Genomic DNA, 24,054 nt, shown 5'->3' on the forward strand with positions numbered 1-24,054 from the left:
ACAGCAGGTCGGAGGGGTGCCACACCGCCCGGTGGACGGTTTCGGCCAAGGACGGGAGCGTCCATGTTCGGCCCCTGTGCATCGTTTGCCGGGTTCGGCACGCTCGTCGCATGTATCTCGTTCATGCCGCACTGCGGCCCGTGTCCCCGGGGCTGGCGCTGCCCTCCGACGCCCGTGAGCTGCTGCGCGGAGAGGTGTGGCCGGAGGACCGGATCGAGCACCTCGTCGTCCACCCGCACCCGGGCGCGGATCCGGTGCTGGGCGTCTACCTGCTGGCCGACCGGCTGGAGGACGCCGAGGCGCGGACCGACCGCTTCTGCCACCGGGCGCTGACCGCGCTCCCGCAGTTCGCCGGCTGGCGTGCGGCGCGCGGCGCCGCGCCGCTGCTGGCGCCCTTCTACGAGCGGCTGCTGGGGCTCTGAGACGGGCCCTGGCCGGAACGGTCCAGGGACGTTTCCGGCCAGCCGGATTCCCTTCCACTGCCGCTGAGCTGCGACGAAGCTAGTGATCGCCGCCAGGGAGCACCGCTCCGGACGGCGCCGGAGGAACCGTCACCGCGGGACGCGACCACCGGACCCACCCGGCCGTCGCACCCGTAGAAGAGGACACCGTCATGCTCCGCACCGTCATCGCCAAGGCCGCCGCGGTCGCCACCCTCGCCCTCGCCCTGGCCGGTCTGGCCCCCGCCGTCGCCACCGCCGACGCCGGCAGCGCCACCACCGCCAGTGCCGCCACCAGCACCACCGCCGGCGTCTCCGGCGCCCCCGTCGTCGCCTACGACATGATCTGGGGCTGATCGGGCCCCGCCCGGCGCAGTGCCGCCAGGCGCAGTGCCGTCCGGGCCGTTCCGCCCGCCCGCTCCGCCCGCCCGCTCCGCGTAGTGCCACCCTGCCCACCCCGCCCGCGCCGCCCGGCCCGGGCCGTTCCACCCCGGCCCCACGGGCCGCCGCACCCCGCCGCACCGGCTGCTCCTGCAGGGCAGCCGCCCGGCCGCGGCCCGCACGCCCTCCCCCTCCGGCGGTTCGACGCCGCCGTCCGCTCCCGCCCGGTCGCGGGGGAGCACCACCGAAGAACTCTGACCCGATCATGACCATCAAAGGATCCGTCGTGTCCCGTCGCGCCCTCTCCCGCTCCCTCGCCGTCGGCCTCGCCGCCGTCTCCGCCTCCGCGGTGTTCTCCGTCATGCCCGCCCAGGCCGACACCGTGGTCGCCTCCTGGCGGACCCCGACCTCGACCGGCACGCTCGGCAACGGCGCCGCCCCCGGCGGCACGGTGACCCGCAGCCAGGCCGTGGCCCGGGCCCAGGACTGGGTGAACAAGGCCGTCCCGTACAGCCCCAACGGCCTGGTCAGCCCGTACGGCTGGTGGGCCGACGCCGAGACCGGCGGCCGCTACCGGCAGGACTGCTCCGGCCTGGTCTCGATGGCCTGGCAGCTGACGGACAGCCTGAACACCAACTCGCTGGTCAACGTCTCCACCCGGATCGGCCTCGACGAGCTCCAGCCGGGCGACGCCCTCAACAACATCGACACCCACACCGCGCTCTTCGTCGGCTGGACCGACGGCTCGCACAACGCGGCCAACATCATCGAGGAGTGGAGCCGCTCCGGCCCGACCCGCGCCCGGGTGATGAACCGCAGCGAGATCAACAGCCGGCACTTCTACGCCTACCGCTACAACCGGATCGCGGACGACTCCGCGCCCACGGTCAGCAAGACCAAGGGCCAGTTCTTCCACGGGACCCGCAACGCGGACGGCACCTGGACCGGCCTCGGCGCGCTCAACGGTGTCGCCACGGCCCCGCAGTTCAACGGCACCGAGGAGGCCATCGCGGCCGCGCCCGACGGCTCCTCGCAGGTGGTCGGCATCGGCCTGGACGGCAACGTCTACCACACCGTCCGTTACACCAGCGGCAGCTGGCAGCCCTGGGGTGCCCTGACCGACTTCAACGGCAAGCAGATGGCCGCCAGCCAGGTGTCGATCGCGGTCGGCCCGGACGGCTCGGCCCAGGTGCTCGCCGTCGGCGCCGACACCGTGCTCTACCACGCGATCCGCAGCGCGAACGGCTCCTGGAGCGCCTTCCAGCCGCTCGTCCTCAAGGACGGCTCCCCGATGAAGGCGGGCCGGGTGTCGATCGCGGTCGGCCCGGACGGCTCCTCGCAGACCCTGGCGATCGGCGGCGACGGCGTCGTCTACCACACCGTCCGCGCCGCCGACGGCTCCTGGACCCCGTTCCAGCCGGTACTCGGCACCGACGGCGGCCCGGTCCACGCGTCCGACGTCTCCATCGCCGCCAACCGCGACGGCTCGGCCCAGCTCCTCGTCATCCCCGGCGACGGCAACGTCTACCACGAGGTCCGCCGCTCCGACGGCAGCTGGACCGGCTTCGCCCCGATCGACGGCGTCGGCACCCCCACCATGGCGGCCAGCCAGGCCTCGATCACCATCACCCCGGACGGCACCGCCCAGGTCCTGGCCATCGGCAACGACGGCAACGTCTACCACCGGAGCCGGAACACGGACGGCAGCTGGACCGGCTTCGCCCCGATCGCCGGCGCCTACGGCGCGAGCACCTTCAACGCCCAGCGCGTCGGCATCGCCGGCATGCCGGACGGCTCCGCCCAGATCCTGGTGACCGGCGGCCGCTGACCTCCACCGGCCCCGCCCGACCCGTCGGCGGGCCCACCGGCACCACCCCGCGAGCCCCGCCCGACCAGGGCGGGGCTCGCCGTCGTCACTCCGGGTCGTCACCCCCCGTGACGCCGGCCGCGCCGGGGCCGCCCGCCCGTCCCCTGGGCGATCCGGCTCTCCACGTTGCTGCGGACCGCCTTCGACAGCGTCCCGGCGGCCGCCGCGAGGAAGACGAAGTTGTAGGCGATCTGCATCGTCACGATGAGCCGCGCCGCCTGCCCCGCCGGGGTGATGTCGCCGTAGCCGACCGTCGCCATGGTGACGACCGTGAAGTACAGCGCGTCCAGCCGGGTCTCCAGCCCCGCGAACTCCGACTTGTGACTCCCCATCACGTAGTACGTCGCGGCGAAGATGGTCAGCGCCATGCAGATCAGGAAGATCAGCCAGACCACCGGCCGCTTGGCCGTCCCGCGCATCACGCCGGCCATCTTGGCCAGCAGCAGCCAGGTCATCCCGGCCACCGCCGCCGCGAAGAAGGTCCAGCTCACCACCGGTCGGCGGTTGCCGAACCACTCCAGCGGCAGGGTGAAGTACCCGACCATCAGCAGCGTGAACGCGAGGAGCAGATAGGACCAGGCCCGCAGGTCGACGGGCGCGGGAGGCGGCAGCGGGTTCTCGGACATCCCGCCCAGCCTGTTCCGCCGGGGCCTCCGGCGCCCGCCGGGCTGCTCCGTCCGGGTCGGGCCGTCGGGCCGGGCGCCGTGCGGGTCACCGCACGACGAAGCCCCCGGCGCCGTCGTCGGACGGTACCGGGGGCTCCGGGGGCGAGTGCGGGACTCAGGCGGTCGTCTCGGGCCGCTTCGTCTCGGTGGCCTTGGTCACGTTGGTCGGCGTGACGGCGGGCTGGGGGGCGGCCGTGCTCTGCGCGGTGCCGGCGGCCTGTGCGGCGTCCGCCGGGGCGTCCTCGTCGCGCAGCGCCTTGGTCTCCGCCTTCAGGATGCGCATGGACTTGCCCAGGCCACGGGCCATCTCCGGCAGCTTCTTCGATCCGAACAGCAGGACCACGACCGCCAGCACCACCAGGAGGTGCCAGGGCTCAAGACCGTTCCGCAGCATCCCTGGCCACCGGTCCCTTCTTGTCTAGAGTCACGAGGTGGGCTGTTGCCCGTGCTGGCCAGTATGCCTGGCACTGACGGCGAACGGATACACCGGCCGGGAAACGCTGGCCGAAAACCAGGTGCCGTTCGAGCGGAACGCAAGCGTCGTGTGCGTCGCCGACGCGGCCGCGGGGTCAGCCGGAGTAGCCGATGATCAGCCCGCACAACACCGCCGCGACCACCGCGACCCCGGTGGACAGCACCAGCAGCACCCGGGTCCGCGGCAACGGCGCGCCCGCCCGCATCGCCGCCTCCACCTTCGTCCACCGCTGGTAGGCCGTCAGCCCCAGCACCGCGCCGCCGAGCGCGCAGACCACGGCCAGGGTGACCCGCAGCGGCTCCGGGGCGATGTCGGGGGTGAGCTGGTCCACCGCGATGCCGCCCGCGAGCAGGCCCAGCGAGGTGCGGATCCAGGCCAGGAAGGTCCGCTCGTTGGCGAGCGAGAAGCGGTAGTCGAGCGCTTCCCGCTCCTCGTCGGCCTCCCCGGGTTCCGGCATCACGGCCTCCTCGCGCTCCTCGCGCCCACTGCGCCAGAGCCTAGACCGCCCCGCCCCGGCCCGCCTTCCGCGGTCCGGCGGCCCGGGGCGGCGGTCGGGGCGGCGGTCGGGAACCGTCGGGAGGCGTACCGCGGCTGCCGGGGACGGCGGAGAGCCCCCGCCCGGGTGGGCGGGGGCTCTCGATGACTCGCGTGGACCGGGCCGGCCGGGTGGGCCGGTCAGGCGGTGACCGTTTCGGCCCCGGCCTTCGGGGCGGGGGCGGCGGCGGGGAGGTGGCCCATCAGACGGCGGGCCAGCACCGCGGCGCCCAGGGCGAAGACCAGGCCGACGACGGCGGCGACGTGCAGGCCGTCGGTGAAGGCGGTCCGGGCGGTCTCCAGCAGGTCGGAGCCGAGCCGGTCGGGGAGGTGGGCGGCGGCGGTGACCGCGCCGCCGAGGGTGTCCCGGGCGGCCCGGCCGGCCTCGCCGTCGAGGCCGGCCGGGAGGGCGCCGTCCAGCTGGTGGCGGTAGACCGCGGCGCCGGCCGCGCCGAGCAGGGCGATGCCGAGCGAGCTGCCCAGTTCGACGGCGGTCTCGGAGGTGGCGGAGGCGGCGCCGGCCCGCTCGACGGGTGCGGCGGAGACGACCATCTCGGCGGTCATGGTCATGGTGCCGACGGTGCCGGCGGCGAGCACGCCCGCCGCCACGAGGATGACCGCCAGCGGGGAGTGGGCGCCGACCGCGGTCATCATCGCGAAGCCCGCCGCGGCGACGAGGAAGCCGCCGCCCATCAGGACCGCCGGGCGGACCCGGCCGGCCAGCGCCGAGGTGATCCCGACGGCCGCACCGACGCCGAGGCTGGGCGCCAGCGACCAGAGCGAGGCGGTGAGCGGGCTCATCCCCTTGACCAGCTGCAGGTACTGCGAGGTGAAGAGGGAGAAGCCCATCATCGCGAACATCGCGATGGTGTTGACGGTGATCGCGCCGGTGAAGGTGCGGATCCGGAACAGGCCGAGGTCGAGCAGCGGGTGGGCGGCGGTGCGCTGGCGCCGGACGAACGCGGCGCCGAGCAGCAGACCGGCCGGGACGGCGAGGGCGGGCAGCGGGTGCCAGCCGTCGACGGCGAGGGTCTTGACCCCGTAGACGATCGGGAGGATCGCGGCGATCGAGAGGGCGGCGCCGGGCAGGTCGAAGCGGCCGGCGGGGGTGGCGGCGCGGTGCTCGGGGAGCACGGCGGGGGCGGCGAGCAGGACCAGGGCCATCACCGGGACGGCGGGCAGGAACGCGGAGCCCCACCAGTAGTGGTCGAGCAGCAGGCCGCCGGCGACGGGGCCGAGGGTGGCGCCGGCGGTGAGGACGCCGCCCCAGGCGCCGAGGGCGGCCTGCCGCTGCCGCGGGTCGTGGAACATCGTGCGGATCAGCGCGAGCGTCGAGGGCATCACAGTGGCCCCGGCGACGCCGAGCAGGGCGCGGGCGGCGATCAGCCCGCCGGCGGTGTCGGCCCGGGCGGCCAGCAGTGAGGCACCGATGAACCCGGCCGCGCCGACCATCAGCAGCCGGCGCCGGCCGATGCGGTCGCCCAGCGCGCCCATGGTGATGAGCAGGCCGGAGAGCAGGAACGAGTAGATGTCCATGATCCACAGCTGCTGGGTGCCGCTGGGGGCCAGCTCGGTGGAGATGTACGGGACGGCGAAGAAGAGGACGCCCATGTCCATGGCGAGGACGAGCGTCGGGAGCAGGAGGACGGCCAAGCCGATCCATTCGCGGCGGCCTGCGCGGCCGGTGGTTGCGGTCATGGGGATGACAGTACGGATGTGTCAGACGCTTGTCTAGTACAGATGTGTAAATCGATCGTCCAAGACATTCGTGCAAGACATTCGTCCAGACCTTCCGTAGGATTCGGGGCATGGGAAACCGCGAAGACCTGATGGCCGGCGCCAAGCGCTGCCTGTACGAGAAGGGCTACGGACGCACCACGGCCCGCGACATCGCGACCGCCTCGGGCGTCAGCCTGGCCGCGATCGGCTACCACTTCGGCTCCAAGGACGCCCTGCTCAACGCGGCGATGATCGAGGCGATCGGGGACATGGGGGCGGCCCTGGGGGCCGTCGTGGACGCCGCCAACCAGGTCTCGGCCGACCCGGAGGAGCGCTTCGCCGCCGTCTGGGACGGCCTGCGCGGCGTCTTCGCCACGCACCGCGGACTCTGGGCGGCCCAGTTCGAGGCGCTCGCCCAGACCGGGCACGCCCCCGAACTGGCGGAGGCGTTCGCGGGCGCGCAGAAGGAGGGCCGGCTCGGCCTGGCCGCGCTGTTCCAGGGGCTGCCCGAAGTCCCGGACACCGAGGAGGAACTCGTCCGCGGCGCCTTCTACCAGACCCTGCTGGCCGGGTACGCCGCGCAGTGGCTGGCCTCCCCGGACCAGGTGCCGAGCGGGCGGGAGTTCCTGCGCGGGCTGCGCCTGGTCAGCGGCGGGGTGCTCGGCCCGGCCGCCGCCTGAGGGCGGTCGCCCTCACGGTGCGGTGACGGCGGGCCTCATGCGGTGACGACGGTCAGCAGCACCACCGAGTCGACGTGGGCCAGCAGCCCGTGCCGCTCCTGGGGCACCGGTTCCAGCCGCCCCGCCGGCAGTTCCAGGTGCCGGCCGGCGATGGTCAGCGAGACCCGGCCGCGCAGCACCTGCACGCTGCCGGCGGTGGGCGGGGTGTGCTCGTCCAGCGAGGTGCCGGCGGTCAGGGCGATCACGGTCTGCCGCAGGAGGCCGTCGTGCAGCACCAGGTGGGCGCTGCGCCCGTGCGGGCTCTCGGCCGCGCGGGCGGCGTGCTCCACGGCGAGCTGTTCGAGATCGGGCATCGGGCGTCCTCCCGGCCCCGCCGGCCGGGGTCCTGCGCCCAGGGTCGCGGACGCGCCCGCTCCGCGCACCCGGAGCCGGCGGTCCGCCCCCCGGTCCGCCCGGGCCGTCCACTCCGCCGGTCCGTCCGCCGCGGGCCCGGCGGGGCCTGCCCGGGGCCGTCGACGCCCGCCCGGAGTCGTTCGACGTGCGACTCCCGCCGAGTGCCCGCATCGTGGAGGCATGGCGACCAACCAGAATCTTTTCAGCGGCTTCCAGGTCAACCGCCCGATGCTGGCCGGCGGTGCGGTGCTCAGCGGCGTCGGCGCCGTGATCGGCATGGCCGGCGCGGTGATGGTGTGCGCGGCACTGGCCACGGCCGGCCGCAACTGGGTGCGCGGGCTCGACACCCCGCCGTCCGTGATGGCCCACCGGGCACTGCACGAGGCGAAGGTGGCGTCCAACGCCGGCTGGGAGGCCTGGCGCACCGAGCACAGCTCGCCCAACTGACCGCGCCCCGCCGTCCGGGCGCACCCGACCGGCCGGCCCGCGCCGCCACCGCGCGGCGGGCCGCCATGGGGGTGCGGCCCGCCGCGGCCGTGAACCGGACCGCGGGCCGGGCGACGCCCGCGGTCCGCGCAGCGCCTACAGCCCGAGCGACTTGGCGATGATGCTGCGCATGACCTCGCTGGTGCCGCCGTAGATCCGGAAGACCCGGTTGTCGGTGTAGAGCCGGGCGATCGGGTACTCCAGGATGTAGCCGTAACCGCCGTGCAGCTGAAGGCACTTGTCGATCACGACGGACGCCGACTCGGTGCAGAACAGCTTGGCGGCGGCCGCGTCGGCCACGGTCAGCTCGCCGTTCTGGTACAGCTCCAGCGCGCGGTCGACCATCGACTGCTGCGCCACCACCTGGGCCTCGCAGTCGGCGAGGGTGAACTTGGTGTTCTGGAACTCCGCGACGGCCTTGCCGAACACCTTGCGGTCCTTGACGTACTGCACCGCGAACCGCACCGCGGCGGCGGCGGACGCGTACGCGCCGACCGCGATCGCCAGCCGCTCCTGCACCAGGTTGTGGGTCAGGTAGGCGAAGGCCATGCCCTCCTCGCCGAGCAGGTCCTCCACCGGCACCTTGACGTCGCTGAACGCCAGTTCGGCGGTGTCCGAGGTACGCAGGCCGATCTTCTGCAGCTTGCGGCCCACGCTGTACCCCGCGGAGGCGGTGTCCACGCAGAGGATGGAGAGCCCGGCCCGGCGGTTCTCCGGGTCGTACGGCGCGGTGCGGCAGACCACCAGGACGAGGTCGGCCAGCACGCCGCCGGTGATGAAGGTCTTGGCGCCGTTCAGGACGTAGTGGGTGCCGTCCTCGGAGAGCCGGGCGGTGGTGGTGATGCCCGCGAGGTCGGAGCCGGCGCCCGGCTCGGTCATCGCGATCGCCGTCATGATGTCGCCGGAGACGAAGCCGGGCAGCCAGCGCCGCTTCTGCTCCTCGTTCGCGTACTCCAACAGGTACGGCAGGACGAGCCCGGTGTGCACGCCCGAGGAGCCGAAGCTCACGCCGGCTCTGGCGGTCTCCTCGGCGATCACGGCCTGGTACTTGAAGCCGCTCTCGCCGGCGCCGCCGTACTCCTCCGGCACCTCGATGCCGTAGACGCCGAGCTCGCCGAGCTGGCGGTAGAAGTCGCGCGGCGGGTGCCCCTCGGCCTCCCAGCTCTCGTAGACCGGGACGACCTCGTTGGCGATGAAGTCCCGGATGGTCTCCCGGAAGGCCTCGTGGTCCTCGCTGAACACGGTGCGGCGCACGGTGGCGCTCCCTTCGGTGGCGACCGGCCGGTGGGGCCGGCGGAGGCTGAACGTGCCAGGTGATGGCCCCACAAGTTAATCCCGGGTAGCTTCGGCTGTCCAGGGTCGACGAGGCCGGAAACGGGCGGTGGTCGCGGGCTCGCGGCGCCGTCAAGTGAATCCTTGCTAGCCTGATCCCAAGAGTCCGGGAGTCCGGGAGTCCGGGAGTCAGCGGGTCCGGGGGGCCGGCGGCACCGCGGTCCGGCGGCCGGAGCGGACGGGGGAGGGAGGCGGCCATGGTGGTCCGGAGGCCGCCCGGTCGGCGCGCCCAGATCCTCGCGGTGGCGGCCGACCGCTTCCACCGCAGCGGCTACCACCAGGTCTCCATGAGCGAGGTCGCGGCCGGGGTCGGCATCACCGCTCCGGCCCTCTACCGGCACTTCCGCGGCAAGCCGGAACTGCTCGACCGCGCCGTCCGGTTGGGCCTGGACGCGCTGGCCGACGGGCTGCGCGCGGCCCGCACCACCGGCGAGCTCGGTGCCGCGCTGGCCGCCGTCGCGGTCCGGCACCGCCCGCTCGGCACCCTGGTGCAGCGCGACGCCCGGCTGCTGCCACCCGCCCGGCGGGCCGAGCTGCGCCGCGAGCTGCGCGCCGACGTCCGGCTGATGGCCGCCGTGCTGGGCGCGGAGCGCCCCGAACTGTCCGCTCCGGACGTCGAGTTGATCTGCTGGTCGGCGCTCTCGGCGGCTGCCGGGCTCTCCTACCAGGCGGTCGCGCCGCAGCCCCGCCGAGCCGAGGCGGTGCTGCGCGACCTGGTCGCCGCCGTCCTCGCGGCCGGCCCGGGTCCCGCGGAGGCCGGCTCCGCCGCCCGGGGCGCCCGGGCCACGGAAGCCGTCCCGGCCTCCCGGGCCGTCGCTGCCGCCGACCCGCTGCCCGCCTCCCGGCCGCCGGCCCGCCGGGAGGAACTGCTCGCCGCGGCCGTCCGGCTCTTCCACCAGCGCGGCTTCGACAACGTCAGCACCGACCAGCTCGGCGCCGCCGTGGGCATCTCCGGCCCCAGCGTGTACCGGCACTTCGACAGCAAGGCGCAGTTGCTCGCCGCCTCGCTGGTGCGCAGCCGTGAGCGGCTCTGGCAGCAGGTGGACGGCGCGATCACGGCCGCCGACGGCCCGCGGGCCGCACTCGAGGCCGGCCTGAGCGCCTACGTCGGCTTCGCGCTGCGCAACGGTGACTACCTGGGCGCGATGCTCAGCGAGACGGAGCGACTGGCCCCGCCCGACCGGCGGGCCGCGGTGGACTTCCGGCGCGACTTCCTGCGGACCTGGGTCGGCCTGCTGCGCGAGGTCCGGCCCGGCTACGACGCGGTCGAGGCCCGGATCCGGGTGCACGCCCTGTTCGCGCTGGTCAACGACGGGGTCCGGAACCGTCCGCACAGTGCCCGGCCGGACCTCGGCGAGTGCCTGCTGCGCCTGGGCCGGGCCGTCCTGGGCTCGTCCTGAACGGCCGCGGCCGGGCGCCCGCCCCCGGCCGGCGGGAGCGGGCGCCCGGCCCGGTGGGGCGCCCGGTGGCAGGCCCCGGGAGCGGCGCCTGGGCCCTGTCGGGCCCGCCTCAGTACAGGACGTGCGGGTAGTAGACCCGGGCGTCGACGTTGCCGTTGCCCTGCAGGGCGCCGATGTTGCCGCCGTTGCCGGTCACGGCCAGCCCGTTGTTCTGGTTGGCGGCGCCCGAACCGGTCGCGGTCTGCTGGGTGTTGACCACGTTGCCGGTCACGTTGCCGATGATGTTGTCGGAGCCGGTGTTGTTCACGACGCTGCTGTTGGAGTGGTCGACGGCGCCGGCGCCGTTGTCGGCGTGGGCGGCGGTGGCGCCGACGCCCACGAGGAGGAACGCCCCGAGGGCGGTGACGGCGGCGGCTGCGCGAATACGGGACACGCTGGTCTCCCTGAGCTGGGGTGCGAAATGTGGCGCGATCCGGAGTGGCCGCTCCGTGGCGCCGTTGCCTGACGTCGCACGTTCAGCATTCACCAGCGGCGTGGACGAACTCCACCGTACGGGTGGCAATTCCCCCGATGGTGTCATGGCGTTGTCGTATCCGGGTTCCGCCGGACGGCCCGACGGGCGTCATCCGGCCGGCCGAATCCGTTGTGGGAAGGGCGAGTTGAGGGCCAGGCCGGGATTCTTCGACAACCCTCCGCTGTCAACTCCGAGTTGACCGGGTGCTCTCGAAGGTCGGGCGGGGCGGGGCGGAGCGGGGGCGGGGTGCCCCGCCCCGCCCGGTCGGGGAACCATTCCAGGGGCTGACGAGTCTTGGTGAATGCTTTACGTTTTCATTGCCAAGACTCGACCTCCCGGAGTGCCTGCACCGTGACCAGCCTCGCCCTCGGCCCGTCCTGGCTCGATCCGACCCACCTGATCTCGACCTTCGGCCTGCTCGGCATCCTGGCCATCGTCTTCGCCGAGTCCGGCCTGTTGATCGGCTTCTTCCTGCCCGGCGACTCGCTGCTCTTCACTACCGGCCTGCTGGTGGCCGGCGGCACGTACCTGCACCAGCCGCTCTGGCTGGTCTGCGCGCTGGTGGTGGCCGCCGCGGTGGCCGGGGACCAGGTCGGCTACCTGTTCGGCCGCAAGGTCGGGCCGGGGCTGTTCCGCCGCCCCGACTCCCGCCTGTTCAAGCAGGAGAACGTCGAGAAGGCCGCGGCCTTCTTCGACCGGCACGGGCCCAAGGCGATCGTGCTGGCCCGCTTCGTGCCGATCGTGCGCACCTTCACCCCGATCGTCGCCGGGGTGAGCAGGATGAACTACCGCACCTTCGTGGTCTTCAACGTCGTCGGCGGCGTCCTGTGGGGCGCCGGGGTCACCGTGCTCGGCTACTTCCTCGGCCGGATCCCGTTCGTCCGGGAGAACATCGAGGCCATCCTGGTCGGCATCGTGCTGGTCTCGGTGGTCCCGGTGGCCGTCGAACTGCTCCGGGCCCGCCGCTCCGGCGCGGCCGCCGCCAGCCGTCACCGCGCCGGGTAGGAGCCCGTGGGGACGGTCACGCTACGTCGCGTACATGTGCGTCCGGCTGTTCGATCAGGCAAGGTGTAACCCGAGATCGAACGGTGGCAGGCGGCCACCAGGGGTGGCGAGGAGCGGAAGTGCCGAAGCGGGGCCGACCGGGCGGCGGCAAGCGGGCGAGGGGGGGCCGGGCGGTCCGCCAGGCGCGGCGGACACCGCCGGTCGGGCCGGTGGACCCCGCCGAGGCACCGCCCACCGAGGGCCTGCTCGGCCACCCGGCCCCGCTCGTCGAGCCCGTCACCGTCGTCCCGCTCGTTCCGCCGATCCCGGAGACCAGGGGCCTGCTGAACCCGGAGCCGGAGCCGGAGCCGGAGTCCGAGGCCCAGCCCGCGTTCGAGCCCGATCCGGCCGTCGCGGCCGGTCCGCACCCCGGACTGGAGCCGTCGGGCGGGGCCGCCCGGCCGGCCCGGCGCCGCTCCGTCGCCGAGGACACCCTCACCCCCGAGGAGTGGCGGGCCGCCGGCTACACGCCGCCCACCGGCATCCCCGTCCCGGACCTCACCCCCGGCGCGCCCGGCGAGGCGCCCTGGCCGGACCGCATGCGCACCCTGCTGCGCACCCCGATGTCCGAGCGGCCCGCCTTCGAGCGGACCGCCCGCGAACTGCACCCCTCCGCGGCCGCGACCCGCAACGTCCCGCGCATCCTCGACCTGACGCTGCGCATCGGCGAGCTGCTGCTGGCCAGCGGGGAGGCCGCCGAGGACGTCGAGGCCGCGATGCTCGGCATCGCGCACGCCTACCGGCTGGACCACTGCGAGCCGCAGGTCACCTTCACCCTCATCGGCATCTCGCACCAGCCCTCGCTGGTCGAGCCGCCGATCACCGCGGACCGCGTGGTGCGCCGCCGCACCTCCGACTACACCCGGCTGAACGCGGTCTACGAGCTGGTCGCGGACATCACCGCCGAGAAGGTCACGGTCAACGACGCCTACCGCCGGCTCGCCGCGATCCGCCGCAACCGCCACCCCTACCCGGCCTGGTTCCTCGCGCTGACCACCGGTCTGCTGGCCGGCGCGGCCACCTTCCTGGTCGGCGGGCGGGCCGACGACAAGGCCTGGCTGGTCTTCGCCAGCGCCTTCGTCGCGGCCGTCCTGGGCGACCGGCTGGCCTCCATGCTGGCCCGGCGCCGGCTGCCGGAGTTCTACCAGTTCGTGGCGGCCGCGATGCCGGCCGCGGCCTCCGGGATCATCCTGTCCTTCAACGACTGGGGGCTGCGCGGTTCGGTGGTGATCACCGGCGGCCTGTTCGCGCTGCTGCCCGGGCGGGCCCTGGTCGCCGCCGTCCAGGACGGTCTGACCGGCTTCTACATCACCGCCGCGGCACGCCTGCTGGAGGTGATCTACCTGGTCGCGGGCATCGTGATCGGGGTGATGCTGATCCTCTACCTGGGCGTCGGCTTCGAGGCGAAGCTGCGGCCGGACGAGAGCCTGGTGGGCGTCAGCTACCCGCCGGTCCAGATGATCGCGGCGCTGGTGCTCACCCTGGCCTTCGCCACCCTGCTGCAGACCGACCGGCGCTCGCTCGCCCTGGTCACGCTGAACAGCGGCATCGGCTGGGCCAGCTACGGCGTGCTGGCCTACAACGCGGGCCTGTCCCCGATCGCGGCCACCGGGGTGGCGGCGGGCCTGGTCGGCCTCTTCGGGCAGCTGATGGCGCGCTACCGCAACGGCTCGGCGCTGCCGTACGTGACCGCCGCGATCGGCCCGCTGATGCCCGGGTCGGCGCTCTACCTCGGGATGCTCTCCTTCGCGCAGGGCCACTCCAGCGCCGGCCTGGTGTCGGTCTCCCGGGCGGCGGCGATCGCGATGGCGCTGGCGATCGGCGTGAACCTCGGGGGCGAGATCGCCCGACTCTTCATGAAGCTCCCGGTCGGCGGCGAGCGCCCGTCGCTGTACCCGATGGGCCCGCGCCGGGCGGCCAAGCGCACCCGCGGGTTCTGACCGGGCGTTGGACCGGTGTTGGCCTCCGGGCCACGTCACGGCCGACCGGACGCAGGACCAGGAACGAAGGTAAGAAGCATGACCACACTGCTGGACGGCTACCGCGAGCACATCCTCGCCGCGCACAAGCAACCGCTGCTCCTGCTGCTGGTCGGCTTCATCACCTCCTTCGTCTTCATCCGCTTCAGCGTCCGGATGATCCGCGCCCAGGTCCGCTGGTGGCCGGGCAACGTCACCCCCGGCGGCCTGCACATCCACCACATGGTGTTCGGCCTGGGCTTCCTGCTGGCCGGGGGCATCGGGGTGTTCGCCACCTACGGCGGGCACCCGTGGATCGACTGGTTCGGGCTGGTCTTCGGCATCGGCTGCGGCCTGGTGCTGGACGAGTTCGCGCTGATCCTGCACCTGGACGACGTCTACTGGAGCGAGCAGGGCCGCAAGTCGGTGGACGCGGTGATCTTCGGGATCCTGTTCACCGCCCTGCTGCTGGTCGGGTACGTGCCGCTCGGCGTGGTGCCCGGCGAGGAGACCAGGTGGGGCCTGATCACCGTGATCTCGGTGAACGCGCTGGCCTCGGTGATCACCCTGATCAAGGGCAAGATGTGGACCGGCCTGCTGGGCATCATGGTCCCCGGCCTCTCCTGGATCGGGGCGATCCGGCTGGCCCGGCCCAGCAGCCCGTGGGCCCGCTGGCGGTACGCCACGCGCCCCCGCCGGCGGGCGCGTGCGCTCCGGCGCGAGCGCCTGCTGCACCGGCGCGCCGACCGGGCCCGCACCTGGCTCTTCGACCTGATCGCGGGTGCTCCGGACAAGGTGCCGGCGAACCACCCCGCCGCGCACCGGGTGGCCGAGCGGATGGCCGCCCGGGCCACCGCCCACCTCGACGCGCACGCCGCCCGGGCGCTGGCCCGGCGCCAGGCCCGGCTGGCCGACCGCCGCTCGGCCGCCGCCGCCGGCGCCCCGCTCGGCCCGGGGGAGGGCGCGGCCTTCGGACCGGTCGGCCTCCCGGGCCCGTCCCGCGGCGCCCAGCAGCGCCGCCGGGCGGTCCGGGCGGGCCGCAACCGGACGTACGCGGTCCGGCCGACCGGGCTGGAGCGGCGCTCCTCGCGACACCCCCACCTGCGGACCCACACGCCCCGGATCCACCGGTAGGCCGCCTCCCCCGGGGCCGGGCCGAAGCCGATTCCTGGTCGGATCATCCGATGGTCACCCGACCGGCGGACGGTGTTCGGGGTGGGAAAGGCGCCGGAGTTGAGAACATGATCGGCGAGTGACCGTTCTGTCGCGTGATGGGATGATTCGCCGGATCTCCTCGGACCGGCTGCCCGGCCGCCCCGGCCTTCGGACCGGGAGTCCCGAGGCCCCCGGGGCCCCGGGGGCCGCCGGGCCGTCATCCCCTCCGGACCCGTGAGAAGGGATGTCTCGTGGCACGCAGGCTCCTGCCGACCCTCCTGTTGTCCCTCACCGCCCTGCTCGGGCTGCTCCCCGCCGCCCAGGCCGCGCCGGCCGACCCCGCGCCGGCCGCCGGCCCGGGAGCCCCCGCCGGCCCCGCGACCGGCGACGACCGGTACCCGACCCCCGAGGAGATCGGCCGGTCCCGCGCCGAGGCCGACCGCACGGCGGCCACCGTCACGGCCGTCGAGGCCGGACTCACCGCCGCCCGGGACGAACTCGACCGGGCCGCGCACAGCGCCGAACGGGCCGTCGAGGCCTACAACGGCGCCCAGCTCGCCCTCACCCGGGCCCGCGCCGAGGAGACCGCCGCGGCCGGCCGCGCCACCGCCGCCGAGGCCCGGCGCACCGAGGCCGCCGAGGACGCCGCCCGGCTCGCCGCCGAGACCTACCGGCAGGGCGCGGGCGCCGAACTCTCCGCCCTCAACGCGCTGCTCGGCGCCCGCGGCCCGCGCGAGGCCGGCGACCGCGCCACCGCGGTCGGCGTCGCCAGCGACCGCACCCGGCAGATCCTGGACGCCGCCACCTCCACCGCCGCCGCGGCCGCCCGGGCCTCCGCCGCCGCCCGCACCGCCACCGGGGCCGCCGAGAAGGCCGCCGCCGAGGTCGGCGCCGCCAGGAGCAGGGCGGAGGCCGGGCTCGCCGCCCAGCAGAGCACCGTCGCCGCCACCGCGCGTCGCCGCGAGCAGCTGCTCACCGAACTGGCCGCCGCCCGGCACACCACCGTCGAGCTCGAACGCCGGCGCCGCGAGGCGGTGGAGGCGATCGCCGCCCGCGAGGCCGAGGCCGCCGCCCGCGCCGCCGCCGAGAAGGCCGCCGCCGACCGGGCCGCCGCCGAAGCCGCGGCCGCGGAGGCCTTGGGAGCCGTGGGGGCCGCACCGCCCGCGGACCGCCCGTGGTCCGCCGAGGGCGCCGCCGCCGCCGTCGCCTTCGCCCGTTCCAAGATCGGCCTGCCCTACGTCTGGGGCGGCGAGGGCCCGGACGGCTACGACTGCTCGGGGCTGACCATGACCGCCTGGCGCGAGGGCGGCCGGCCGCTCAACCACTTCGCCGCCGACCAGTACGCCCAGAGCACCCCGATCGGCTACCGCCAGCTGCGCCCCGGGGACCTGGTCTTCTGGAGCGACACCGGCCGGGCCGCCGACATCCACCACGTCGGCCTCTACATCGGCGACGACCAGATGATCGAGGCCCCCCGGGTCGGCATGCCGGTCAAACAGGCCAGCCTCTGGATCATGGGCACCCCGGACTTCTACGCCCGCCCGTAGCGCCCGGAGCGCCCGTAGCGCCCGGAGCGCCCGGAGGAGCCCCGGGGCCCTTCCCTCCGGACGGGCCGGCGTCGTCGGGGGCCGGGGCTACCGTGGGAGGTCCGACGACCGGGAGGAGGCGCCGTGCTGCTGCGGGATGTCCGGGAGGGAGACGTCGAGGCGTACGTCCGGATGCGCTGCGACCCGGTGATGATGGCCGAGCTCGGCGGGCCGCTGCCCCGGGAGCGGGTGGTGCAGCGGCTGCGCAAGGACGTCCGGGAGGTCGCCGAGGACCGCTCCTGGATCAAGGTGATCGTTCCGGCGGGGAACGGGCCGGAGGTGGTGGCCGGCGGGGTGGCGCTCTGGTCGTACGAGGAGGGCGGGGGCGTCGTCTCCGAGATCGGCTGGAGCGTGCTGCCCGCGTTCCAGGGCCGCGGCCTCGCCAAGGCCGCCGTCCGCGAACTGCTGGACGCCGCCGCCCGGGACGGCAGGTGGGGCGGGGTGCACGCCTTTCCCGCGGTCACCAACGGCCCGTCCAACGGGGTCTGCCGGGCGCTCGGCTTCCGGCTGCTCGGCGAGCGGGAGGTCGACTTCGCGGACCGCGTGCTGCGCTGCCACGACTGGGTGGTGACGCCCGGCGAGCACCGCCGGTCGGGCACGGAATAATTCGGATGCCGCCGGACGAGCGCCGCCGTACCGTGGCCGGATGGGCAACAGAACCGATGACGGTGCCGTGGACGTCGTGGACGGCCTCCGGATCCGCGCGATCGCCGAGGACGAGGTCGCCGCGTGGGACCGCGCGCTCGCGACGGGCTTCCTGCGCTCGCACGTGGGCAGCGCGGCGGACTTCCGTCGTCGGCAGTGGGAGCCGGGCCGGATGCTCGGCGGCTTCGACGGCGAGCGCTGCATCGCCACCTTCCGCAGCTTCGACGTCGAGCTGACCGTCCCGGGCGGGGCCGCCGTCCGGGCCGACGCGATCACCGCGGTGACGGTGAGCGCCACCCACCGCCGCCGGGGCCTGCTCGGCGCCATGATGCGCCGGGACTTGGCGGCCGCCGCCGACCGCGGCTCGGCGGTCGCCATCCTGATCGCCGCCGAGTACAACATCTACGGCCGCTACGGCTTCGGCCCGGCCACCCGCGGCCACGGCTGGAACGTGGACCTGCGGCGCACCCGCGGGCTGCGCGAGGGCGTGCCGACCGTCCCCGGCGGCCGGATCGACTTCGTGACCATGGCCGAGCTGCGCGAGGTCGGCGCCGACCTGCACGAGCGCTGGCGCCGCACCCAGCCGGGCGCGATCGCCCGCGACGGGCTGTGGTGGAAGCGCTCCACCGGCGAGCTCCAGGTGCCGGGCTTCGAGTTCAAGGAGCCGTTCGCGGCCGTGCACCGGGACGCCGACGGCGCGGTCACCGGCCTGGTGGTCTACCGGGTCGACGACAAGTGGGACGGCAGCTACCCCGACTGCACGCTCACCGTGGTCGACTTCCTCGCCCTCGACCGGGCGACCGCCGCCGGCCTCTGGCGCTTCGTCCTGTCCGTCGACTGGGTGCGCAAGGTCGTGGTGGAGAACGTCGGCCCGGACGACCCGCTGCCGCTGCTCCTCCAGGACCCGCGCGCCGCTACCCCCCACGTGGACAACGCGGACTTCACCTGGCTGCGGGTGCTGGACGTCGAGGCGGCGTTCGCCGCCCGGACGTACGGCGCCCCGGGCCGGGTGGTGCTGGCGGTCGAGGACCGGCTCGGCTACGCCGCCGGCCACTGGGCGGTCGAGGTGGCCGCGGACGGCACCGGCCGCTGCGTCCGGACCACCGACGACGCCGACCTCGCCCTCGACGCCTCCGTCCTGGGCTCGCTCCACCTGGGCGGCGAGACGGCGCCCCGGCTGGCCGCCGCCGGCCTGCTCACCGAACTGCGCCCGGGCGCGGCCGCCGCCGCCGACCTCCTGCTGCGCACCCCCCTGCAGCCCTGGAACCCGGACGGCTTCTGACCGCCCGCCAGACCCTCCCCGCCGCCGGGCGCGGCTACTTGACGGCGGTCTTGCCGATGGTGGGGAGGATGAAGTCCTGGATGAGGCCCTTGGCGTCGCGGACGATCGGCCGGAAGACCCGGTAGCGGGAGAGGTTGATCACCCGGGCCGCCATGGGGGTGGAGCGGCGGACGAACTCCCTGGTCCGCTCGGTGTCCTCGGTCCGGTCGAAGACCCAGTAGAGGACGACGACCATGAGGTGCAGCCAGAGCACGTCGGGCAGCAGGTCGACCAGTTCGGCGTCCAGCTTCGGTGCCAGTTCGGAGCCCTGCAGCACGTCGCGGAAGAGCTCGACCGCCGTCGCCCGCGCCGGGTGGGACTCGTTGGAGAACGGGCTGAGCGAGCTGTTCGGATCGGCGGCCGTGCGGAAGAACTGGGCGGAGAACTCGTGGTACGGGGCGGCGGTGTCGAGCCAGGAGTCCAGGGCGATCTGCAGCCGCTCGGCGAAGTCCCGGGTGTGGGCCATCCGGCGCCTGGCGTCCGCCGCGTGGTCGTGGGTCATCCGGTCGTAGAACCCCTGGATCAGGAATTCCTTCGCGGAGAAGTAGTAGTAGGCGTTGCCGACCGAGACGCCCGCCTCGGTCGCGATGGCGCGCATGGTGGTCTTCTCGTAGCCGCGTTCCTGGAACAGGCGCATGGCCGTCTCCAGGATCAGCGCCCGGGTCTGCTCGCTCTTGTCGGTCTTCGGTTGCGCCCGCCCGCCGGGCAGGGGCCCGCTGTCCGCGCCGGGTGCGGCCTCGGCCTCGGCCGTGCCGCTCGTGTCGTCCGTTCGGTTCGTCGCTGCCAGGTCGTCCACGGGCACGAGCCTAACCGGAGACGAGGCTCCAGCCGGTGTCGGTGGGTGCGGTACCGGACGTCCCCTCCGCGTCCGGTACCGCACCTGCCGCCCCCGTCCTTTCGAACGCGTTCAAAAGCATGGCAGAACTGTAGAGGGTCGGCTTGAACATGTTCAACTCTGTCGGTGTGGGAGGCTCGTCACATGATCAGTCACGGGGAGACCACCATTCGCAGCGGCGGACCGTGGGACGCCGCCGCCGTCGCCGACCTGCACGCCGGCAGCTGGCGCACCGCCTACGAGGGGATCGTCCCCGCGGAGGCGCTCGGGGACGGACTGCCCGCCCAGCGGCGCGAGCTGTGGGAGCTGCGGCTGGGCGCCGACTACGGCGAGCCCTCCGCCGAGCCCGAGCTGCTGATCGCCGAACGGGGCGGGCGGACGGTCGGGTTCGTCTACCTCGTCCCGCAGCCGGACGGCCGGGTGCTGGTCGACAACCTGCACGTCCGCCCCGGGCTGACCGGCGGCGGGATCGGCCGCGCCCTGCTCGCCGCCGGCCGCGCGCACGTCGCCGAGCGGCACCCCGGCGCCGAGCTGTACCTGGAGGTGCTGCGCGACAACACCCGGGCGATCGCCTTCTACGAGCGCGAGGGCGCCGTGCGGACGCGGGCCCAGGAGGGCGTGTTCCCGGGCGGGTACGTGCTGCCCGAGTACGTGTACAGCTGGCCGGCCGAGGCCCTGGCCGCCGACCCGGCTGCCGCTCAGTCCACGTCGTAGACCGTCACCGGTACGCCCCGGGCCACCAGCCGGGCCGCCACCAGCGGTTCGACCCGCTCCCAGCGCCCGCCCGCCAGGCCGCAGCCGATCCGCGGCATGTGGACGGACGCGCCGAGCTCCAGGGCCCGGTCGCCCAGGGCGGCCAGCGCGGTGTCGATCGCCTCGTACCGGACCGGCACCCCCGTGGAGCGCCCCGTCCGGATGCCGCGCTGGCCGACCATGTTGGCCACCCAGACGTACGGCCCGACCCGCACCAGCTGGAGGGCGCCGAGCCCGAAGTCGTTCCCGGCCCGTTCCCGGTGCCAGCGCCGGAACGCGGCCTCGGGCTCGGGCCAGCGTCCGGACAGCGCGAGCACGAAGCCCTTGCCCCAGCCGCCGAGGTCGTTGCAGACGTGCGCGATCACCTTCACGCCCTTGCCGAGGGGCGCGGTGGCATCGCCGCGGACGTAGGTGATCTCCGTCATGCCCGAACGCTAGACCGGGGCACTGACAGCCCGCTCGGTATTTTCCGCCGGGCCGCCCGGGCCGCCCGGGCCGCCCGGGCCGCCCGGGCCGCCCGGGCCGCCCGGGCCGCCCGGGCCGTCCGGGCGGGTCGGAGCCCCGGGAGCACCGGAGCCCTCGGCGCCGTCCAGCGCCCGTGAGCCGCCCGCGGCCCGCGAGCCGCCGGGGACGCGCAGGTGCCGCCGCCCGGCCAGCGCGATGAGCAGCGCCAGCGAGGCCGCGGCGGCCGGCAGCAGGTAGCCGGTGCCGGGCGCGGCGTGCTCGGCGACCGCTCCGGCGAGCGCCGCGCCGCCCGAGATGCCCACCACGATGCCGGACACCGCCACCGCCATCCCCTCGTTGAACTGCCGCCCCGGCAGCAGCTCCTGGACGAGGGTCATGCCGGTCACCATGGTCGGCGCGGTGGCCGTGCCCCCCGCGAACAGCACCACCCCGAGCAGGCCGAGCCCGGCCCCGCCCAGCCCGGCGGCGAGCGGCAGCAGCAGCACCGCGGCCATCGCCGCGGCCCCGGCGAGGAAGCGCACGCCGGGTGCCCGGCGCGGCGTCAGCAGCCCGAACAGCAGCCCTGCCACGCAGGATCCGCCCGCGACCAGGCCCAGCAGCGGGCCCGCGGCCGCCCGGTGCCCGAGCGCGTCGGCGTACGCCACGGTGGTGATCTCGGTCGCGCCGAAGACCACGCCGGTGGCGAGGAAGGTGAGCACCAGCACGCGCAGTCCGGGCACCCGCAGCGGGGAGCCGGGGGCGTCCAGCGCGGTGCGGGCGGCCGTCGGTGGTTCGGTGCGCCGCTGGGCCGCGAACAGCAGGGCGCCGGCCGCGCCGAACGTCGCGCCGGTGAGCAGTCCGGCCTCCGGGGCGACCGTCGTGCAGAGCGCCGTCGCCAGGACCGGCCCGGTCATGAAGCAGAGCTCGTCCAGCGCCTGTTCGAGGGAGTTGGCCCGGTGCCGGGCGGCCGGGTCCCCCCGGTACAGGTGCGCCCAGCGGGCCCGGGCCATGCCGCCGAGGTTGGGCGTGGCCGCGCAGGCCGCCCAGCAGGCGTAGAGGGTCCAGTCGGGGGCGCCGGACCGGACGCAGAGCAGCAGGGCGACCGGCGGCAGGACGTTGTAGAGCGCGGCCGGGACGGTCACCCGGGCCTGGCCGTAGCGGTCCACCAGCCGCCCGAGCAGCGGCATCCCGATCGCGCCGGTGACCAGTCCGGCCGCCGCGACGCTGCCGGCCAGGGCGTACGAGCCGCGCCGCTCGGCGAGCAGGACGACCAGCGAGACGCCGTTCATCGACAGCGCGAGGCGGGCGAGCAGTCCGGTGAGGGTGAAGGCGGCGGCGCCGGGGGCCGCGAACAGCCGCCGGTAGGAGGGGAGGAGGGCGCGCGGGGGCATCGGGCTCCAGGGGAGGCGGAGGGGGGATGCCTCCAGCCTGGCGGCGGCGCCCGGCGGCCGTCCAACACCTGTTCCGCCGCATTCACAACACGCTGTTGTCAATGGCCGTGCGGTTGTTACCCTGCCGCCCATGCCCCGTGACCTGCACCCCCGTCTGCTCCGCGGCTTCGTCGCGACCGCCGAGACCCTGCACTTCGGCCGGGCCGCCGGGCGGCTGCACGTCGCCCAGCAGGCGCTCAGCCGGGACATCAGGACCCTGGAGGGGCTGCTCGGCGACGCGCTGTTCACCCGTACCACCCGCAGTGTCGAACTCACCCCGGCCGGGCTTCGGTTGCTGCCCCGGGCCCGCCGGCTGCTCGCCCTGCACGACGAGATCCTGGGCGACGCCGTCCGGCCGCTGCTGCTCGACCTCAACAGCGACGTCACCGGCCCGGACCTCACCGCCGACCGGGTGCTCGAACGGGCCCGCGCGGCCTGGCCGGAGGGTGAACTGCTGGCCCGCTTCCACGGCGGCCTCGCCGCGGCCGCCGCCGAACTGCTGGCCCACCGGCTGGACGTGTCGTTCGGCCGCTTCGCCGGTCTGCCCGCCCAGCTGCGCGGCCAACTCGCTCAGGTCCCGGTGCGGTTGGAACGGGTCTCGGTGATGATGGCGGACACCCATCCGCTGGCGGGGCGCCGGGCGCTGCGCCTCGCGGACCTCGCCGGGCACCCCGTCGACGTCTGCGCGGGGAACCCGGCCACCACCGAGTGGGCCGACCTCGGCGTGCGCCTGCTGCGCGAGCACGGCCTGGCGCCGGCCGCGCCGCACGTCCCGCCGGTGGGCGTGGACGAGACCGCCCGCTACCTCGCCCGGCACGGCGACCCGATGCTGACCACGGTCGGCGGACCGAGCCTCCCGGGGGCGGTGAACGTGCCGCTGGTGGAGCCGGTGCCGTTGAGCCTGGTCAGCCTGGTGCACCGGCCCGGCGAGCGGCATCCGGGGCTGGCGGCGCTGGCCGCCGCGGCTGCCGGGTTCGGCGCGGCCGAGGGCTGGCTGCTCAGGCCGGAGGGCAGCTGGCTGCCGACGCCGGACGCGGCGCTGCTGGCCGGGTGACCGCGGGGCCGCGCCGGGCGCGGCGCTGCCGGCCAGGGGATGCCGCCGCCCCTGCCGTCGGGGGGTCGGCAGGGGCGGCGGGTGGGCGGTGCGCCGGCGGCGTCGGCGGCGCACCGCCCGGGCAGTGGCCGTGGACGGCCGGGTCAGGCCGCCTTGACGGCGGAGATGTCGAAGCCGAGCTTGACCTTCTCGCCGATCAGCACGCCGCCGGTCTCCAGGGCCGCGTTGTAGGTCAGGCCGAACTCGGTGCGGTCGACCACGGTCGAGCCCTCGAAGCCGACCCGCTCGGCGCCGTAGGCGTCGGTGGCGCTGCCGGTGTACTCCAGGTCCAGGACGACCGGGCGGGTGGTGTCCTTGATGGTCAGGTCGCCGGCCATCCGGTAGGTGTCGCCGCGCAGCCACTCGGTCGAGGTGCTGCGGAAGCGGATCTCCGGGTAGGTGTCGGCCGCGAAGAAGTCGCCGGTGCGCAGGTGCTCGTCGCGCTGGGCCTGGTTGGTGTCGATGCTGGCGACCTTGATCACCAGGTCGGCGGAGGAGTTGCCCGGGGTGGTGCCGTCCAGGTGCAGCTTGCCGTCGTACTCGGTGAAGCGGCCCTTCACGTTGGTGATCATGGCGTGCCGGACCGAGAAGGAAACCTCGCTGTGCGTGGTGTCGACGGCCCAGTCGCCGGTCAGGTGGGCGAGGTCCGGGCCGGCCGGGGCCGTGGTGACGGCGGTCGCGGCGGCGGGGGTGGCGGTCTTGGTGCGGTTGAACAGGCCCATGGCTCCTCCTCGGGTTCGAAGCCAGTTGTTTAGGCTTCAACTTGTTGGCTCCAGCGTAGGGCGCTTTCGTTCAAATTTCAACCATGGCGCGCCACGGCCTTCGGGAGGTGCCCCGGCCGCTCCGGCGGACCGGCCCTGTCGGACCTCCCGGCTACCCTGCGAAGGACGGATCCACCCACCCG

Annotated in this window: 25 protein-coding genes; 14 read left to right on the forward strand and 11 right to left on the reverse strand. The window is 74.9% G+C overall.

Annotated elements, in window-relative coordinates; genetic code table 11:
- Window positions 1-110 precede the first annotated feature (110 nt).
- The 3 genes from ACIRS1_RS15690 (at window position 111) to ACIRS1_RS15700 (ending at window position 2,649) form a co-directional block, all read left to right on the forward strand.
- A complete protein-coding gene (locus ACIRS1_RS15690) occupies window positions 111-422 on the forward strand; it encodes a hypothetical protein (protein ID WP_402839770.1) in 312 nt (103 codons plus the stop codon).
- Window positions 423-613: 191 nt separating this feature from the next.
- Entirely contained in the window at window positions 614-796 is a 183-nt protein-coding gene (locus ACIRS1_RS15695) for a hypothetical protein (protein WP_402839773.1), read from the forward strand.
- Window positions 797-1,107: 311 nt separating this feature from the next.
- Entirely contained in the window at window positions 1,108-2,649 is a 1,542-nt protein-coding gene (locus tag ACIRS1_RS15700; protein WP_402839775.1) for a hypothetical protein, read from the forward strand.
- A gap of 98 nt (window positions 2,650-2,747) precedes the next feature.
- On the opposite strand, the gene ACIRS1_RS15705 is transcribed toward ACIRS1_RS15700, so the two are convergent.
- From ACIRS1_RS15705 to ACIRS1_RS15720, 4 genes are all read right to left on the reverse strand, one after another.
- Window positions 2,748-3,314: a potassium channel family protein gene (locus ACIRS1_RS15705; protein ID WP_402839777.1), complete on the reverse strand. Its 567-nt coding sequence runs from the start codon at window positions 3,312-3,314 to the stop codon at window positions 2,748-2,750.
- A 154-nt stretch (window positions 3,315-3,468) separates the two neighbouring features.
- Entirely contained in the window at window positions 3,469-3,747 is a 279-nt protein-coding gene (tatA, locus tag ACIRS1_RS15710; protein WP_360211199.1) for a Sec-independent protein translocase subunit TatA, read from the reverse strand.
- Window positions 3,748-3,922: 175 nt separating this feature from the next.
- Window positions 3,923-4,285, reverse strand: a complete 363-nt coding sequence (locus ACIRS1_RS15715; RefSeq protein ID WP_402839780.1) for a YidH family protein — start codon at window positions 4,283-4,285, stop codon at window positions 3,923-3,925.
- A gap of 218 nt (window positions 4,286-4,503) precedes the next feature.
- Window positions 4,504-6,060, reverse strand: a complete 1,557-nt coding sequence (locus ACIRS1_RS15720) for an MFS transporter (protein ID WP_402839783.1) — start codon at window positions 6,058-6,060, stop codon at window positions 4,504-4,506.
- A 110-nt stretch (window positions 6,061-6,170) separates the two neighbouring features.
- Between ACIRS1_RS15720 and ACIRS1_RS15725 the strand changes: the two genes are divergently transcribed.
- Window positions 6,171-6,761, forward strand: a complete 591-nt coding sequence (locus tag ACIRS1_RS15725; protein WP_360211205.1) for a TetR/AcrR family transcriptional regulator — start codon at window positions 6,171-6,173, stop codon at window positions 6,759-6,761.
- Between the two features lie 35 nt (window positions 6,762-6,796).
- Here ACIRS1_RS15725 and ACIRS1_RS15730 read toward each other — a convergent pair whose 3' ends face one another.
- Window positions 6,797-7,114, reverse strand: a complete 318-nt coding sequence (locus ACIRS1_RS15730; RefSeq protein WP_402839786.1) for a cupin — start codon at window positions 7,112-7,114, stop codon at window positions 6,797-6,799.
- 220 nt (window positions 7,115-7,334) lie between these two features.
- Here ACIRS1_RS15730 and ACIRS1_RS15735 point away from each other — a divergent pair, with 220 nt between their 5' ends.
- Window positions 7,335-7,601, forward strand: coding sequence for a hypothetical protein (locus tag ACIRS1_RS15735; RefSeq protein ID WP_402839789.1), 267 nt, complete (start codon window positions 7,335-7,337; stop codon window positions 7,599-7,601).
- Between the two features lie 135 nt (window positions 7,602-7,736).
- On the opposite strand, the gene ACIRS1_RS15740 is transcribed toward ACIRS1_RS15735, so the two are convergent.
- Window positions 7,737-8,894, reverse strand: coding sequence for an acyl-CoA dehydrogenase family protein (locus tag ACIRS1_RS15740; protein WP_402839792.1), 1,158 nt, complete (start codon window positions 8,892-8,894; stop codon window positions 7,737-7,739).
- Between the two features lie 275 nt (window positions 8,895-9,169).
- Here ACIRS1_RS15740 and ACIRS1_RS15745 point away from each other — a divergent pair, with 275 nt between their 5' ends.
- Window positions 9,170-10,372, forward strand: a complete 1,203-nt coding sequence (locus ACIRS1_RS15745; RefSeq protein ID WP_402839795.1) for a TetR/AcrR family transcriptional regulator — start codon at window positions 9,170-9,172, stop codon at window positions 10,370-10,372.
- 109 nt (window positions 10,373-10,481) lie between these two features.
- Here the strand turns inward: ACIRS1_RS15745 and ACIRS1_RS15750 are convergent, their stop codons facing one another.
- Entirely contained in the window at window positions 10,482-10,805 is a 324-nt protein-coding gene (locus ACIRS1_RS15750; RefSeq protein WP_402839797.1) for a hypothetical protein, read from the reverse strand.
- 432 nt (window positions 10,806-11,237) lie between these two features.
- Between ACIRS1_RS15750 and ACIRS1_RS15755 the strand changes: the two genes are divergently transcribed.
- The 6 genes from ACIRS1_RS15755 to ACIRS1_RS15780 all read left to right on the forward strand — a co-directional run bounded on the left by ACIRS1_RS15755 (window position 11,238) and on the right by ACIRS1_RS15780 (window position 18,556).
- Window positions 11,238-11,891, forward strand: a complete 654-nt coding sequence (locus tag ACIRS1_RS15755) for a VTT domain-containing protein (RefSeq protein ID WP_360211217.1) — start codon at window positions 11,238-11,240, stop codon at window positions 11,889-11,891.
- Window positions 11,892-12,100: 209 nt separating this feature from the next.
- A complete protein-coding gene (locus tag ACIRS1_RS15760; protein ID WP_402839800.1) occupies window positions 12,101-13,870 on the forward strand; it encodes a threonine/serine exporter family protein in 1,770 nt (589 codons plus the stop codon).
- A 78-nt stretch (window positions 13,871-13,948) separates the two neighbouring features.
- On the forward strand, window positions 13,949-15,022 hold the full coding sequence (locus ACIRS1_RS15765) for a hypothetical protein (protein ID WP_402839803.1): 1,074 nt from the start codon (window positions 13,949-13,951) through the stop codon (window positions 15,020-15,022).
- 272 nt (window positions 15,023-15,294) lie between these two features.
- Window positions 15,295-16,590: a C40 family peptidase gene (locus ACIRS1_RS15770; RefSeq protein WP_402839806.1), complete on the forward strand. Its 1,296-nt coding sequence runs from the start codon at window positions 15,295-15,297 to the stop codon at window positions 16,588-16,590.
- Between the two features lie 123 nt (window positions 16,591-16,713).
- Window positions 16,714-17,235, forward strand: coding sequence for a GNAT family N-acetyltransferase (locus tag ACIRS1_RS15775; RefSeq protein ID WP_402839809.1), 522 nt, complete (start codon window positions 16,714-16,716; stop codon window positions 17,233-17,235).
- A gap of 40 nt (window positions 17,236-17,275) precedes the next feature.
- Window positions 17,276-18,556 (forward strand): GNAT family N-acetyltransferase, encoded by a 1,281-nt coding sequence (locus tag ACIRS1_RS15780; protein WP_402839812.1) that lies wholly within the window; start codon window positions 17,276-17,278, stop codon window positions 18,554-18,556.
- 34 nt (window positions 18,557-18,590) lie between these two features.
- On the opposite strand, the gene ACIRS1_RS15785 is transcribed toward ACIRS1_RS15780, so the two are convergent.
- Entirely contained in the window at window positions 18,591-19,382 is a 792-nt protein-coding gene (locus ACIRS1_RS15785; RefSeq protein WP_402840046.1) for a TetR family transcriptional regulator, read from the reverse strand.
- Window positions 19,383-19,574: 192 nt separating this feature from the next.
- On the opposite strand from ACIRS1_RS15785, the gene ACIRS1_RS15790 reads away from it, so the two are divergent.
- Window positions 19,575-20,144 (forward strand): GNAT family N-acetyltransferase, encoded by a 570-nt coding sequence (locus ACIRS1_RS15790; protein WP_402839815.1) that lies wholly within the window; start codon window positions 19,575-19,577, stop codon window positions 20,142-20,144.
- Here ACIRS1_RS15790 and ACIRS1_RS15795 read toward each other — a convergent pair.
- Both ACIRS1_RS15795 and ACIRS1_RS15800 read right to left on the reverse strand, forming a co-directional pair.
- The gene (locus ACIRS1_RS15795) at window positions 20,129-20,608 is read right to left on the reverse strand and encodes a macro domain-containing protein (RefSeq protein ID WP_360211231.1); all 480 of its coding nucleotides are present in this window, start codon (window positions 20,606-20,608) and stop codon (window positions 20,129-20,131) included. The genes ACIRS1_RS15790 and ACIRS1_RS15795 overlap by 16 nt on opposite strands.
- A 9-nt stretch (window positions 20,609-20,617) precedes the next feature.
- Entirely contained in the window at window positions 20,618-22,018 is a 1,401-nt protein-coding gene (locus ACIRS1_RS15800) for an MFS transporter (RefSeq protein WP_402839819.1), read from the reverse strand.
- Window positions 22,019-22,148: 130 nt separating this feature from the next.
- Between ACIRS1_RS15800 and ACIRS1_RS15805 the strand changes: the two genes are divergently transcribed.
- The gene (locus ACIRS1_RS15805) at window positions 22,149-23,111 is read left to right on the forward strand and encodes a LysR family transcriptional regulator (protein ID WP_402839822.1); all 963 of its coding nucleotides are present in this window, start codon (window positions 22,149-22,151) and stop codon (window positions 23,109-23,111) included.
- A 143-nt stretch (window positions 23,112-23,254) separates the two neighbouring features.
- Here ACIRS1_RS15805 and ACIRS1_RS15810 read toward each other — a convergent pair whose 3' ends face one another.
- Complete coding sequence (locus ACIRS1_RS15810) at window positions 23,255-23,872, reverse strand: YceI family protein (protein ID WP_360211237.1); 618 nt, start codon at window positions 23,870-23,872, stop codon at window positions 23,255-23,257.
- Between the last annotated feature and the right edge of the window lie 182 nt (window positions 23,873-24,054).

The sequence above is a fragment of the Kitasatospora sp. NPDC101176 genome, from assembly GCF_044768035.1.
Lineage (GTDB): Bacteria > Actinomycetota > Actinomycetes > Streptomycetales > Streptomycetaceae > Kitasatospora.